This window comes from Actinopolyspora lacussalsi (genome assembly GCA_030803735.1).
Classification (GTDB): Bacteria; Actinomycetota; Actinomycetes; order Mycobacteriales; family Pseudonocardiaceae; genus Actinopolyspora; species Actinopolyspora lacussalsi.
Map to the genome: position 1 here is coordinate 2,551,104 of JAURUC010000001.1, position 14,722 is coordinate 2,565,825.

12 protein-coding genes are annotated in these 14,722 nt (G+C 69.1%); 6 read left to right on the forward strand and 6 right to left on the reverse strand.

What is annotated here, in order from left to right:
* Positions 1-23: 23 nt before the first annotated feature.
* Both J2S53_RS11350 and J2S53_RS11355 read right to left on the reverse strand, forming a co-directional pair.
* On the reverse strand, positions 24-2,069 hold the full coding sequence (locus J2S53_RS11350; protein WP_456240939.1) for a thioredoxin domain-containing protein: 2,046 nt from the start codon (positions 2,067-2,069) through the stop codon (positions 24-26).
* Between the two features lie 198 nt (positions 2,070-2,267).
* A complete protein-coding gene (locus J2S53_RS11355) occupies positions 2,268-3,317 on the reverse strand; it encodes an endonuclease/exonuclease/phosphatase family protein (RefSeq protein WP_456240940.1) in 1,050 nt (349 codons plus the stop codon).
* A 119-nt stretch (positions 3,318-3,436) separates the two neighbouring features.
* On the opposite strand from J2S53_RS11355, the gene J2S53_RS11360 reads away from it, so the two are divergent.
* The gene (locus J2S53_RS11360) at positions 3,437-4,876 is read left to right on the forward strand and encodes a 3' terminal RNA ribose 2'-O-methyltransferase Hen1 (protein ID WP_456240941.1); all 1,440 of its coding nucleotides are present in this window, start codon (positions 3,437-3,439) and stop codon (positions 4,874-4,876) included.
* Entirely contained in the window at positions 4,873-7,503 is a 2,631-nt protein-coding gene (locus tag J2S53_RS11365) for a polynucleotide kinase-phosphatase (protein WP_456240942.1), read from the forward strand. Before J2S53_RS11360 ends, J2S53_RS11365 begins: the two co-directional genes overlap by 4 nt.
* A gap of 89 nt (positions 7,504-7,592) precedes the next feature.
* Here J2S53_RS11365 and J2S53_RS11370 read toward each other — a convergent pair whose 3' ends face one another.
* Positions 7,593-8,054, reverse strand: coding sequence for a hypothetical protein (locus J2S53_RS11370; RefSeq protein WP_456240943.1), 462 nt, complete (start codon positions 8,052-8,054; stop codon positions 7,593-7,595).
* Positions 8,051-8,932: a mycothiol conjugate amidase Mca gene (gene mca, locus J2S53_RS11375; RefSeq protein ID WP_456240944.1), complete on the reverse strand. Its 882-nt coding sequence runs from the start codon at positions 8,930-8,932 to the stop codon at positions 8,051-8,053. Before mca ends, J2S53_RS11370 begins: the two co-directional genes overlap by 4 nt.
* Before the next feature lie 198 nt (positions 8,933-9,130).
* Here mca and J2S53_RS11380 point away from each other — a divergent pair, with 198 nt between their 5' ends.
* Together J2S53_RS11380 and greA are read left to right on the forward strand one after the other, a co-directional pair.
* Complete coding sequence (locus J2S53_RS11380) at positions 9,131-9,598, forward strand: DUF4307 domain-containing protein (RefSeq protein ID WP_092979640.1); 468 nt, start codon at positions 9,131-9,133, stop codon at positions 9,596-9,598.
* Positions 9,599-9,775: 177 nt separating this feature from the next.
* Entirely contained in the window at positions 9,776-10,264 is a 489-nt protein-coding gene (greA, locus tag J2S53_RS11385; RefSeq protein WP_175496626.1) for a transcription elongation factor GreA, read from the forward strand.
* Between the two features lie 259 nt (positions 10,265-10,523).
* Here greA and J2S53_RS11390 read toward each other — a convergent pair whose 3' ends face one another.
* Positions 10,524-11,015 (reverse strand): Lrp/AsnC family transcriptional regulator, encoded by a 492-nt coding sequence (locus J2S53_RS11390; protein ID WP_456240945.1) that lies wholly within the window; start codon positions 11,013-11,015, stop codon positions 10,524-10,526.
* 228 nt (positions 11,016-11,243) lie between these two features.
* On the opposite strand from J2S53_RS11390, the gene hppD reads away from it, so the two are divergent.
* Positions 11,244-12,389, forward strand: a complete 1,146-nt coding sequence (gene hppD, locus J2S53_RS11395; protein ID WP_207227682.1) for a 4-hydroxyphenylpyruvate dioxygenase — start codon at positions 11,244-11,246, stop codon at positions 12,387-12,389.
* Positions 12,390-13,041: 652 nt separating this feature from the next.
* A complete protein-coding gene (locus J2S53_RS11400) occupies positions 13,042-13,299 on the forward strand; it encodes a hypothetical protein (protein ID WP_456240946.1) in 258 nt (85 codons plus the stop codon).
* Positions 13,300-13,414: 115 nt separating this feature from the next.
* On the opposite strand, the gene J2S53_RS11405 is transcribed toward J2S53_RS11400, so the two are convergent.
* Entirely contained in the window at positions 13,415-14,554 is a 1,140-nt protein-coding gene (locus J2S53_RS11405; RefSeq protein WP_456240947.1) for a cystathionine gamma-synthase, read from the reverse strand.
* Positions 14,555-14,722: the final 168 nt, after the last annotated feature.

Below are 14,722 nucleotides of genomic sequence, written 5' to 3' on the forward strand. Positions count from 1 at the left end.
CGGCCGGTGTCGAGTGGGCGTGCTCAGCCGCGCAGCGTCGCCAGCAGCTCCGCCGCGCTGCCGACGGGCCGATCGCACACGTAGCCCCTGCAGACGTAGGCCGCGGCGGACCCCTCCAGCAGTCCCCGGTCGGCCAGCAGCGGAACCTCCGCGTCCTCGGGTTCCCCCGCCACGGCCACCGCGCCACCCGGCGAATGGCGACGGGCGGTGGTGATCAGCTCGGCCCGGTCGCTGTCGGCGGGACCGGCCACGGCGATCTGCAGCGGCCCGTGCCTGCTCGCCTCGGCGGCGGCCAGCCAGTGCCCCGCGAATCTCGGGGCGCGCCGAGCGAGCAGCCCAGCGCGGTTCAGCGCCAGCTCGGCCGCCTCGCGGTAGCGTCCGGAGCGCTCGGAGCCCGCGAGCGCCCCCGCCGTCACCAGCGCCGAGGTGACCGAGGACGCCCCGGAGGGACTCGAGTTGTCCGTGGGGTCCGAGGGGCGGTTGACCAGGGCTTCGGCATCCGAAGCGGTGTCGTGGAACGCCCCCGGGTTCTCGGTGTCGGCGAACAGCTCCAACGCGGTGTCCAGCAGCTCGCACGCCGTGTCCAGCCAGTGCGCCGAACCGGTGGCCTGGTGCAGGCTCAGCAGCCCCTCGGCGAGGCAGCCGTAGTCCTCCAGCACGCCTTCGGCGGTGCCCGGCACACCGGCACGGGAGGTGCGCAGCAGCCTGCCGTTCCGGAGCTGGGTGTCCAGCAGCAGCCGCGCGGCCGTCTCCGCCGCGCTGAGCCAGTCGGGACGGTCCAGCGCGGTGGCGGCCTCGGTCAGCGCGGTGATCGCGAGTCCGTTCCAGGCGGTGACCACCTTGTCGTCCCTGGCGGGCTGCGGGCGTCCCGCGCGTTCCCGCAGCAACCGCTCCCGAACGTCCTGCCACCGCTCGGGATCGTCCGGATCGTGCAGCAGGCGCAGCGTGGAGGTGCCGTGCTCGAAGGTACCCTCCGAGGTCACCCCGAAGATCTCCGCGGCCCACGTGCCGTCGTCCTCACCGAGCGCCTGACGCAGCTGTTCCGGGCTCCACACGTAGGTGACCCCCTCGCCCTGCTCGGTGTCGGCGTCCAACGAGGCCGCGAAGCCGCCCTCCGAGGTGCCGAGATCGCGCACCAGGAACTCCGCCGTCTCCCCCGCGACCCGCCGCAGCAGTTCGAGATCGGTGCCGGACACCCCGGCGGCGTGCCGCCGCGCCAGGTGAGTGTAGGCCCGCAGCAGCAACGCGTTGTCGTAGAGCATCTTCTCGAAGTGCGGCACGATCCAGGACGCGTCCACGCTGTAGCGGGCGAAACCGCCCGCCAGCTGGTCGTTGATGCCGCCGCGCGCCATCGCCACGGCCACGCTCTCGGCGAGCTGCCACGCCCGCGCGCCGGTGCCGGTGTCGCCCGCGCGTTCGTGGTGGCGCAGCAGGAACTCCAGCACCATCGACGGCGGAAATTTGGGTGCGTCGCCGAATCCGCCGTTGTCGGCGTCGAACTCCTCGGTCAGCCCGGTCACGGCGGCGGTCAGCGCCTCGTCGTCCACTGCGGACTCCGGCAGCGCCGCGCGCTGGCTCGCCAGCTGCTCGACGATCTTGCTCGCGCTCTGCCGCACCTCCTCGGTGCGTTCCTGCCAGGCGCTGATCACCGCGTCGAGCAGTTGCCGGAAGGACGGCATGCCGTGCATCGGCGCGGCCGGGTAGTAGGTGCCGCAGTGGAACGGCTCGCCGTCCGGGGTCAGGAAGCAGGTCAGCGGCCAGCCCGCCTGGCCGGTCATGGCCTGGGTGGCCTGGATGTAGACGGCGTCGATGTCCGGGCGTTCCTCCCGGTCGACCTTGATGTTGACGAACTCCTCGTTCATCACCCCGGCCGTGTCGGGGTCCTCGAACGACTCGTGCGCCATCACGTGACACCAGTGGCAGGCCGCGTAGCCGATCGAGAGCAGCACCGGCACGTCGCGCCGCCGTGCCTCCTCGAACGCCTCGGTGCACCAGGGCCACCAGTCGACCGGGTTGTCGGCGTGCTGGAGTAGGTACGGACTCGTCGCCCGGGCTAGCCGCTGTGCCATACCCGCAGCGTCCCACGCCGACGGTCCCGGTGCCGAGAAGCCCCACCGCGAGAAGCCCGCCGCCAGAAGCCCTGACGGAACTCGCACGGGTCGCCGGTTCCCGCCCACGCGGTCGGTGTCTCGCCGTGTCGGGACAGCTCCTGAGCGGCGAGGGCAGGACGCCGCCCGGGAACGGCCGTGCGGGTGGCCGGAACCGGATCAGTTCAGCCGTGGCAGGGCCACTTCGGTGATCAGCCCCCTGTGGTCGGTGCCGCTGATGTCGACCGTCCGGTAGTCGGCGGTGCCGACCTCGCTACCGCCTACGAGCACGTGGTCGATCGTGATCCCGAGGAATTCCGGCAGCGAGGACGGCCAGGTCGTGCTCGACCCGGTACCGGCGGTGCGGCCGACGTCCGTGCATCCGTTGGAGGTCAGTCGCCGCATCGGCCCCTGGTTCAGCGTGGAGTTGAAGTCCCCGGCGAGCACGAACGGCGTCTCCGAATCGCAGTACTCCTCGAGCAGGCTGTGACTGGCCCGCCATCCCGACGTCCTTCCCGGAAACGGCGGCGGAGGATGCACGGCGGCCACGTGCCAGGTCACCGCCGAACCGTTGATCTTCGCGTCGAGCGTGCCCAGCGAGCCCGCGACCTTTTCGGTGCCGAACTCCGGTCGAAGCTCCGGTTTCACCAGCAGCGAGGTGGGGTACGGACCGGTTCGTCTGCGGGTCGGGGGCTCGACGTCACCGACCAGTGGGGCATCCGTCTCGTACACGTACTCGTCCCCGGTGCGGGCGAGCCTGTCGACCAGCTTTCCGGCATAGCCGCTGGATGCCTCGGGCAACGAGACCACTTCCGGATCGGCGCTTCGGATCTCCCGGGCGATCTCGGACAGGTCGGCACCGTCGGCGAAAACGTTGAAGACGGCTATCCCGACCGAGCCGGAACCGGAGGAGACCGAACCGCTCGTCCCCCAGGCCGGGGGCAGCATCCCGATCGTGGAAACCAGCGTGGTGACCAGAGTCAACGCCGAGATCACGAAGCGTCGCCGCCACAGCGGCACCACGGCGAACAGCAGGAGCAGCACGTTCCACTGGGGTCGCAACGCCGACAGCTGCGCCCAGGGGGTAACCAGGTCGATCCCGAGGCTGCCCGCCCACAGCACCGAGGCCACCCCGGCGAGCCCGCACAGGTAGAGCGCCGTTCGCAGTCGCCGTTTCCACGTCCCGGCTCGGTTACCGGAAGCGGAATCGGAAAGGTTTTCGATCTTCAACGGCCTTATCGTAAAGCTCGGTCCTCGGTGCGAACGCCGAGAGCTCGTGATCGAGCTCCCCCGCTCGGATTCGTTCCGGAGTCCGGCGAACCACCTGGGAACGGGGCACCCCAGGCCGGTTGGCACCGGAAATCGGCTGCGTGCGGCACGCGCCGCGAGGCATGCTGGTGCCCGTGTTGTTGACGTTGAGCACCACCATGGGGGAGCGACCGGCGAGCGACCTGGGATTCCTGCTGCACAAGCACCCCGAGCGGGCACAGTCCTTCGACGTGACGGCGGGCAGGGCGCACGTGTACTACCCGCGTGCCGACGAGCACGACTGCACCGCCGCGCTGCTGCTGGAGACCGATCCGGTGGAGCTGGCGCGACAGGCCCGCCAGGGCGGTTCGTGGGCGCTGGGTCCCTACGTCAACGACCGCCCCTACGTGGCCTCCTCGCTGCTGGCGGTGGCGCTGGGCAGGGTGTTCCGGACCGCGCTGGCGGCCCGCTGCGAGGCACGGCCCGAACTGGTCACCCGAGCGGTACCGCTGCGGATCGAACTGCCCGCCGTGCCGCACGGTCGGGACCGGGGACTGCCGCGCCGCCTGTTCGAACCGCTGGGCTGGGAGGTCGAGCACGAGGTGCTGCACGACCCGGACCGGGGTGAGACCCGGTACGGGTGGCTGACGCTGCGCGGCGAGCACACCGTCTCCGAGGCGTTGAACCAGCTCTACGTGCTGCTGCCGGTACTCGACGACGCCAAGCACTACTGGGTCGGCCAGGACGAGATCGACAAACTGCTGCGCGCGGGCGGGGCCTGGCTGGCGAGCCACCCCGAGCGGGAGCTGATCAGCGGGCGCTACCTGGTGCACGCGCGACCGCTGGTGGACGAGGCGCTGCGGCGGCTCACCGCTGACGAGGGCACCGACCACGACGACGGCACCACCGAGACGCGCCCGTTGGCGGCGCAGCGCCGGGCCGCCGTGCTGGAAGTGCTGCGCACGACCGGGGGCCGCTCGGTGGTCGATCTGGGCTGCGGCGACGGCAAACTGCTGCGGGACCTGCTCGACGACACGGAGTTCGGCGAGATCCTGGGGGTGGACGTCTCCACCCGCGCGTTGCGGGCCGCCGAGCGCACCCTGCGGTTGGAGCGGCGTTCGGAACGCGAGAACCACCGGATCCGACTTCGGCAGTCCGCGCTGACCTACACCGACTCGGGGTTGGTGGGCTACGACGCGGCCGTGCTCATGGAAGTGATCGAACACGTCGACCCGGAACGGCTGGCTGCGCTGGAACACGCGGTGTTCGCGCACGCGCGCCCGGCCCGGGTGGTGCTGACCACCCCGAACTCGGAGTACAACTCGCACTATCCGGATCTGGCCGGTGGGATGCGCCATCCCGATCACCGTTTCGAGTTCGACCGTGCCGAGTTCGCGGAGTGGACGCGGCGGGTGGCGCGTACCCACGGCTACACCGCCACGTCGAGCGGTATCGGCGAAGCGGACCGGCGGCTCGGACAGCCCACCCAGCTGGCCGTGTTCACCCGAAACGACCTCTCCGACAGGGACGCGACATCATGACCGAGACCGAGGACGCGAGCGCGAATTCGACGGTGACGGAGCTGGATCTTCCCGAGCTCGCGCTGATCGTGCTCGTGGGTGCTTCCGGCTCCGGCAAGTCCACCTTCGCCGCCAGGCACTTCCCGCCCACCCAGGTGCTGTCGAGCGATCACTGCCGGGCGATGGTGGCCGATGACCCCACCGACCAGGACGCGACGGCCGACGCCTTCGACGTGCTGCACCACATCGCGGGCAAGCGGCTGGCGGCGGGTCGGGTGACCGTCGTGGACGCCACGAACGTGCACAACCACGCCAGGCAGTCGCTGATCCGGCTCGCCCGGGAGCACGACGTGCTGCCGGTCGCCGTGGTGCTCGACATGCCCGAGAGCCTCTGCCTGCGGCGCAACGCCGAACGCCCGGAGGCCCCGGATCCGGGTGTGGTGCGGCGGCAGCGCAAGGACCTGCGCCACTCGCTGAAGGGACTGCGGCGGGAAGGGTTCCGGCGGGTGCACGTGCTCCGTTCCGAATCCGAAGTGGACTCTGCGGAACCGCGGTGGACCAAGCTGTTCAACAACCGTCGCGCCGACACAGGCCCGTTCGACGTGATCGGCGACGTGCACGGCTGTCGTGTCGAGCTGGAAACACTGCTGACCGAGCTCGGCTACCGGCTGCGGCACGATGCCGACGGGAACGCGGTCGACGCCGAACACCCGAGGGGCAGGCGCGCGATACTGCTGGGTGACCTGGTGGACAGGGGGCCGGACAGCGCGGGCACGCTCCGGCTGGTCATGGGAATGGCCGAGTCGGGCAACGCGCTGGTGATCATCGGCAACCACGAGCACAAACTGGTCAAGGCGCTCGACGGCCGCAGGGTGCGGATCCCGGATTCGCTGCGGGAGACGCTGGATCAGCTCGACGAGCTGGGCGCGGACTTCCGACGACGTGCCCGCGACTTCTGCGACGGACTGACCGCCCACTACGTGCTGGACGGCGGAAACCTGGTCGTGGCACACGCTGGGCTGCCGGAGCGCTACCACGGCAGGACCTCCGGCCGGGTGCGCGCGTTCGCGATGTACGGCGACACCACCGGCGAGACCGACGAATGGGGGCTGCCGGTGCGTTATCCCTGGGCCAAGGAGTACCGGGGCAGCGCGACGGTGCTGTACGGCCACACCCCGGTGGCCGCGGCCGAGTGGATCAACAACACGATGTGCCTGGACACGGGATGCGTGTTCGGTGGGGAGCTCACCGCGCTGCGCTACCCGGAGCGGGAGACGGTGTCGGTACCGGCGGAGCGGGTGTACAGCGAACCGGCACGTCCGCCGCGGAACGGCGAGTCGACCGACCGGGACGGGAACGAGCGGCAAGATCCCGCCGAGCGGACCCCGCGACGCGAACCGGGAACGCTCGATCTGGGGGACGTCTCCGGGCGTCGCGTGGTGCACACCGGCCATCACGGCCGGGTGACGATCGGTGCCGAGCAGTCCGCCGCCGCACTGGAGGTGCTGAGCAGACTCGCGATCGATCCCCGGCTGCTGCTGTACCTGCCGCCGACGATGCCGCCCTGCTCCACGGTGACCGAGGGCGAGCTGCTGGAGCACCCGGAACGGGCCTTCGCCGACTACCGGCACCAAGGGGTGCGGGAGCTGGTGTGCCAGGAGAAGCACATGGGCTCGCGCGCCGTGGTGCTGCTGTGCCGCGACGACCGGACCGCGCGGGAAAGGTTCGGAATCGAACCCCGTCCGTCGGGCACGCCGGGAACGATCCACACCCGCACCGGGCGGGCGTTCTTCGACGAGGCGACCTCGACCACGCTGCTCGCGCGAGTCCACGCCGCCGTGGGCCGGACCGGCCTGTGGGAAGAGCTCGACACCGATTGGTTACTGCTGGACACGGAGTTGCTGCCCTGGAACGCCAAGGCGGCGGGTCTGATCGACGAGCGGTACGCGGGCACGGCCACGGCAGGCGACAGCACGTTGCGGAGCACGCTGCGAGGTCTGCGCGAGGCGGAGCGGCGCGGGCTCGACGTGACCGCGTTGCGAACCAGGTTCGAGGCCAGGCAAACCGATGTCGAGCGCTTTCGCACGGCTTACCGCTCGTACTGCCACCCCGTGGACGGAACCGAGGGGATACGGCTCGCACCGTTCCGGGTCCTGGCGAGCGAGGGACGGGCGTATCGCGAAACCGAGCAGGAGTGGCACCTGACAACCGCCGACCGGCTCGCCGAGGCGGATCCGGGGCTGTTCCGCACGACTCGACGACGCGCGGTCGACATCGACGACGCCGGCTCGGTGGCCGCGGCCACCGCCTGGTGGGAGGAGCTGACCGCCGAGGGCGGGGAGGGCATGGTCGTCAAACCGCGCACGGCGGCACCGCGCGGCCGGAACGGGCTGGTCCAGCCCGGGGTGAAGGTGCGGGGCCGGGAGTACCTGCGGCTGGTCTACGGACCGGAGTACACCGAGCCGCACAACCTGGAGCGGCTGCGGAAGCGCTCACTGGGCAGGAAGCGATCGCTCGCGTTGCGGGAGCACGGCCTGGGGCTCGAAGCGCTCGATCGCCTCGCCGACGGTGAACCGCTGTGGCGGCTGCACGAGTGCGTCTCCGCCGTGCTGGCGCTCGAATCGGATCCGGTGGACCCCCGGTTGTGACCACGCCGCGTGGAACGGACCACTCGTGCGGCCCGTTCCACTCGGATACGAACGTGATTTCCCGCGACCGCTCGACGGGAAAGATCCGCTCAGTCCGCACGCCCCCGCTCACGACGCTCCGCGGCGTCGTCCCCCGCCGAGTCGTCCGTCGGGGCGTTGTCGTCGGGAAGCTCGCCGCCGGGAGCCTCGGGACCGGGATGTCGTCCCGGTTCCTCGGAAACGGCGGACGAGTCGGAGTCCTCGGTTCGCTCGGCGGCCCCGGCTTCCTGCTGTCGGGCCAGGCGAGCGGCCTCGGCGCGTTTGACGCGTTTCGGCGCCGCCGCGGCGGCGCGCTGCTCGTCGAACCGGGTGGAAACCTTGCCGAGCTGCCTGGTCATGGATCGGGCCAGGAAGACGACCGCGATCAGCAGCACCAGGATCAGGAACAGCGCGAGCGGGGTGGACTTGCCGACCCCCTCTTCCTGCACTCCCGGACCCGAGTCCTGCGCCACCACCATGGCCAGCGGTTGCCGCTCCGTCGCGAGCACCGCCGCGTAACCGAGCACCGTCATGCGTGCACTCGCTCCTGCACTCCGGTGAACAGATCGTCTTCCGGCAACGTCGTGTCCACCAACGATCGCACCAGTTCGTACTCCTCGGTGGGCCAGACCGAACGCTGGATGTCCAGCGGGACCGCGAACCACCTGCTGTTCGGGTCGATCTGCGTGGCGTGGGCACGCAGCGCGTCGTCACGGACCTCGAAGTAGTCCGCGCACTCGACCTGCGTGGTCACCCGCTCGTAGGGATCCTGGCGTGAGGCGTCCCACTTCCGCAGCCACTCCCCGTAGGGCGATTCCAGCCCGCGCTCCAGCAACGAATCGTGGAACAGCTGCATTCGACGCCTGGAGAAGCCGTGCCCATAGTACAACTTGAGCGGCTGCCAGGGCTCACCCGCGCCCGGGAACCGGTCGGGATCACCGGCAGCGTCGAAGGCCGCCATCGAGACCTCGTGGCACTTCACGTGGTCCGGGTGCGGATAGCCGCCGTTCTCGTCGTAGGTCACCACCACGTGCGGCCGGAACTCGCGCACGATCCGGACCAGCTCCTCGGTTGGCAACTCCAACGGCTGGTTGGCGAAACACCCCTCCGGCAACGGCGGCGGCGGATCGCCCTCGGGAAGCCCGGAGTCGACGAACCCCATCCACCGGTGGTGCACACCGAGGATCTCCGCTGCCTCGGCCATCTCGCGACGCCGGATCTCCGGCATGTTCTCGACCACTCCCGGCTTGTCCATCGCCGGGTTCAGGATGCTGCCCGCCTCACCTCCGGTGCAGGTGACAACCATCACGTCGTGGCCTTCCGCCACATAACGAGCCGTGCTGGCCGCCCCCTTGCTGGACTCGTCGTCCGGGTGAGCGTGCACAGTCATCAGGCGAAGTTTCTCCGCCATGTCCGGTATTCCCTTCCCGTCTGGCTGTCGACACCTGTACCGCCCCCCGCGAACTCCGGGCGGTACGCCCCAGGGATACTCAACCGCAGGTCGCTTTCCATTGTTCCCGAACGTCGATGTCGACCGGCGGCAGCCCCCTGCGGAGGAGAACGGACCGCGGCGGGGAAGAACCACCGGAGAGGTCGAGAGGCTGAGACCGTGACGAGTTCATCCGAGCCGGGTTCGCCCGGAACGGGCAACGGGGTTCCCGAGGGCAGGTACGGCAGGCGCGGTTCCGGACGCGACCGGCGATGGCCCTTGTGGCTGGGGAGCGCGCTGGTACTGGCACTCGGGATCGTGCTCGCGGTCGCGGGCTACCGGAACTTCGGAAGCGCCCCCATCGACGGCAAGGCCTCCCAGTTCGACCTCCGCGACGACAACACCGTGCACATCACGCTGGAGGTGCGTCGCGACGACCCCTCCGAGCCGGCGGAATGCGTGGTGCGTTCCCGCGGGATCTCGGGCAAGGAGGCGGGACGCAAGGAGGTCTATCTCCCGCCCGGGGAGACGACCACCCACGTCGAGACGGTACTGCGGACCTCGGAGCAGCCGGTTACCGGTGAGGTTTTCGGCTGTTCCTACGATGTGCCGAATTATCTCCGGGAGGGTGCACGGCCATCCGGGTGAACTCGCCACGTCACTCCGGTGGTACCGGCTGAATACCCCACAACACCCCTTTACTCGTGTTATTGTCGCTACCAGCACGGCCCCGCACGGGCCGTGTTTTTCCATTCCGAACTCTTCGGAGTGCGAAAGCTATCGGTCCGCGGAACGCGGAACCGCAGTCGACGAGGAGTGGTGACCGTGAGCGATACCCAGGCGACCTGGCTGACCCAAGATGCTTACGACCGGCTCAAGGGTGAGCTGGACGAGCTCGTGGCCGAGCGCCCGGCGATCGCTGCGAAGATCAACGAAGCTCGCGAAGAGGGCGACCTCAAGGAGAACGGCGGATACCACGCCGCGCGCGAGGAGCAGGGACAGCTGGAGGGACGTATCCGCCAGCTGCAGGAGTTGCTGCGCAACGCCAAGGTCGGCGACGTTCCGACCGAGTCCGGTGTGGCACGTCCCGGCTCGGTGCTGACCGTGCGGTTCGAGGGCGAGAACGAGGAGGAGAAATTCCTGCTCGCCAACCGCGAGGAAGGCGCCCACGGTGATCTGGAGGTCTATTCCCCCAGCTCGCCGCTCGGCAAGGCTCTGCTGGACGCCGCCGAGGGCGACGTCTGCGAGTACGACCTGCCCAACGGCGGCAAGATGCAGGTGACACTGATCAAGGCGGAGCCGTTCCAGGGCTGATCGAGGTTTTCCGGTCGGACCGACGGGTAGCTCGCTCGGCGGAACCTCCCATCGGCTCTCGTTCCGGGGCCGCGACATCGGGTAACGACCATCAACCGCCCCGGCGCAGGGGCGGTTAACTTCGGTTTGGCGGGTCCTCCCCGTCGCGAATCCCTCCCGGAACACATCGCGGAGCGGCTCGCTCGCCGCACGGGCATCGGCACGTGAGCGGGTTGCCCCGCCGCGTCGCGGGACACCTCGAGCAGCGGCCCCGGATCGGTCACTCGGAATCGGCCAGGCGCTCCAGCAACGGGCGCACGCGGGGAGGCACCGGTGTGGACAGTGCGATGGAAGTGGAAGTGCGCAACACACCGGTTACCGCCACCACCCGATCGATGACGCGCTGCAGGTCGTCGTTGGACCGCGCGACCATGCGCACGAACAGATCACCCTGTCCGGTGGTGGCGTGTACTTCGCAGACCTCGTCTATCGCGGACAGCTGCTCGGCCACCGAACCGCGCTGCCCCTGAGCGATCTCCAACACCGCGAACGCGGTCAGCCCGTACCCCACGGCGGCGAGATCCAGTTCCGGTGGAAAACCGCGCAGTATGCCGTGGCGGATCATCCGGTCCATGCGGGCCTGCACCGTGCCACGCGCCACGCCCAGCCGGCGGGAGCACTCCAGCACCGGCAGGCGGGGCTCGTCCGAGAGCAACAGCAGCAGGCGCGCGTCCAGCTCGTCCAGCGAATCGTCACCCGAAGTGGTGGTCACAGCACGCTCCAAACATCTTTCGGTGATACAGGGTGAGCAGTCGACCCCCTACCAACCGACCACGAGTCGAGCAGGTTGTACAGCCGTGAAGCCTCCTGTTGCGCAGGGTGCGCGGCACTCGCAGGCTTGCGTACGCATCGAGTTCGCAGTCAGCGGGAGGACACCGTGACCGAGACCGCCAACCAAAGCACCGGGACCGCCGAACGTGACGACGTGACGTTCGAGCAGATGAAGCAACTGGTCGGCCTGGTCCCGCACGACCCGGACCGGGACCCGTTCCCGGTCAGAGCCATGGACGCGGTCGTGTTCATCTCGGGAAACGCGACGCAGAGCGCGGTGTTCTACCAGAGCGCACTGGGCATGAAGCTGATCGCCTACCGGGGACCGGAAACCGGTCACCGCGACCACCGGGCCTACGTGCTCAAGTCCGGTTCGGCGCGGTTCGTGCTCAAGGGCGCGGTCGACCCCGACAGCTCACTGGCCGATCACCACCGCGAGCACGGTGACGGGGTGTGCGACCTGTCCCTGGAGGTCACCGATGTCGACAAGTGCGTGGCACACGCCCGGGAGCAGGGAGCCACCGTGCTGGAGGAGCCGACGGACGTCTCCGACGAGCACGGCACGGTGCGCCACGCCTCGATAGCCACCTACGGGCAGACCAGGCACAGCCTCATCGACCGGTCGGGGTACTCCGGTCCGTACTTCCCCGGCTACGTCGCCAAGGACAGCGGGTACCGCAAACCGGAGGGAGCACCGAAACGGGTGTTCCAGGCGATCGACCACTGCGTCGGCAACGTGCCGATGGGCGAGATGGACCGGTGGGTGTCGTTCTACAACCGCGTCATGGGCTTCGTGAACATGACCGAGTTCATCGGTGACGACATCGCCACCGAGTACTCGGCGCTGATGAGCAAGGTCGTGGCCAACGGCAACCACCGGGTCAAGTTCCCGCTCAACGAACCCGCGGTCGGCAGGAAGAAATCGCAGATAGACGAGTTCCTGGAGTTCTACGGCGATTCGGGGTGTCAGCACATCGCGCTGGCCACCAACGACATCATCGCCAGCGTGACCGCGATGCGCGCTGCGGGAGTCGAGTTCCTCGGGGTTCCCGACTCCTACTACGACGATCCACAGCTGCGTGCCCGGATCGGTGAGGTGCGGCTGCCCATCGAAACGCTCAAGGAGCACGGGATTCTGGTGGATCGGGACGAGGACGGCTACCTGCTGCAGATCTTCACCAAACCGATCGGGGACCGCCCGACGATGTTCTTCGAACTCATCGAACGCCACGGCTCGCTCGGGTTCGGTATCGGCAATTTCAAGGCGCTGTTCCAGGCGATAGAGCGGGAGCAGGAACTGCGCGGCAACCTCTGATCGAGTTCGCTCCACACTCGTCGCGTACCGCCCGCCACCGGTTGCCGATGGCGGGCGGCACGAATCGAACGGTGCGACACGCCGGGCGACACGAGTGACCTTTCGCGGGATTCGTGACCGAGCACTCGACGGTCGAACGACTTCACCCGGAAGGGCTGAAGTTGCCACTCTACCGAGTGCTTCGGCACCGCTGCTCACGGAAGAGGGCGGTCACGTGAGTAGCATCGGTCTCAGGTCGGGTGATGACCGATTGAGCCCGTCCTCGACGATTCGGTCGAGGGCGGGCATCGGTGTTTCGGCCGAAGCGGCCAGTGCGAGCCGAAGCGGCCAGTGCGAGCCGAAGCGATCAGTGCGAACCGGCGACACGAAGCAGCCGGCATAAAACCGCCGGCACGAAACGGCCGGTACGAAACGGCCGGTACGAAACGGCCGGTACGAAACGGCCGGTACGAAACGGCCGGTACGAAGCGGACGGTCGAATCGCCGCGAACCCGTTTCACACACGTATCCCGCGTCGGAAAGCGATAACCGAGTGCATCGCGACGTTCACTCGAAACGCGCCACTCGAAAACGTATTCGGTAAGCTTGATGACGTCACACCGCCAAGACCGGGTCGTCAGCGTACCGACCGATACCGCCCCCTGGAGGCACCATGCCACGGCTGAGTACCTCTTCCGGCACGCTCCCCCTGGTCGCGGGACTGACAACGGCGACGGTACTGTGCGCCGTCGCCGTGTTCACCGTGGTCAGTTCCGGCTGCGACGACCCCGGCAGCTACGAGACGAACGGTGAGACCGTTCGGCTGGTGGGCGGCTGCGTGGGCCGCGAGGACCTGCCGGTGAATCCGGAGGAGGTAACCACGCCCGCCGCACCGGCGCCGTCCTGGAACGTCGAAGGCGCCAAGAGCTGAACGGCCGTGGCGGAAACCCCGTGCCGTGCCACCCCACCGGCGCGGCGATTTCGCGAGAAATTTACGCACCCTCGGCCGTCCCAACGGTGCGGCGATCAGCCCCAGCGGTGCGGCGTCACTCCAGGGCGGCGAGCAGGTCCTGCAGCAGGTCGTCGACGTCCTCGATCCCCGCGGAGACCCGGACCAGCTCGGCGGGCACCTGCAACAGCGATCCCGCTGTGCTCGCGTGGGTCATCCTGCCTGGGTGTTCGATCAACGACTCCACCCCGCCCAGTGACTCGGCCAGGGTGAACAACCGGGTGCGGGCGCAGACGTCCACGGCGGCCTGTTCCCCGTCGGCGTGGGTGAACGACACCATCCCACCGAACAGCCGCATCTGCCGCGCCGCGACCTCGTGGCCGGGGTGTTCCGGAAGCCCCGGGTAGAACACCCTGGTGACCTTGGGGTGTTCCCGCAACGCCGCGGCGATCCTGGCCGCGTTGGCGCTGTGCTGCTCCATTCGCGCAGCCAGGGTCTTGATGCCGCGCAGTGTGAGCCACGCGTCGAACGGCCCGGGAACCGCGCCTACGGTGTTCTGCAGGAACGCGATTCCGGAAGCGATCTCCTCGTCGGAGGTAACCACGGCACCACCGACCACATCGGAGTGACCACCGAGGTACTTCGTGGTGGAGTGCACCACCACGTCGGCCCCCAACGAGAGCGGCTGCTGCAGGTAGGGCGAGGCGAACGTGTTGTCCACGACGAGCCGTGTGGAGGTCTCGGACGCGAGCTCGGCCAGGGCGGCCAGATCGGCGATGTTGAGCAGCGGGTTGGTGGGCGACTCCACCCACAGGACCTTGGTGTTGTGCCGGATCGCCGCACGAACCTCGTCCACGTCGGACACGCGGACGGGGGTGTAGTCGACTCCCCACCCGGTCAGCACCTTGTCGATCAGGCGGAACGTCCCGCCGTAGGCGTCATCGGGAATGACCAGGTGATCACCGGGACGCAGCACACCGCGCAGCACCGCGTCGGTGGCGGCCATCCCGGAGGAGAAGGCCCGTGCGTAGCGCCCCGATTCCAGCGCGGCCAGGCACTCCTCCAGCGTGGTGCGGGTGGGATTGCCGGTGCGGGAGTACTCGTAGCCCGCTCGCTGGTTTCCGACGCCGTCCTGGGCGTATGTCGAGGTCGCGTGAATCGGCGGAATCACGGAGCCGGTCGAACTGTCGGGGTGCTGCCCCGCGTGGATGGCGCGAGTGGCGAAACCGTCGGTCATGCCCGGAACCCTACTCGTAGCCCTTCGGAAGGTGACACGCGCTCACGGGAGGTGAACAAGCCCACACACCCCGCCGGTCCGAGAGCGTGGCGGAACGAGATTCGCGGACGCCCTCACTCCGCGCACGGAGTGACACGCCCGCGAATCTCATGCGGACCACGGGAGTGG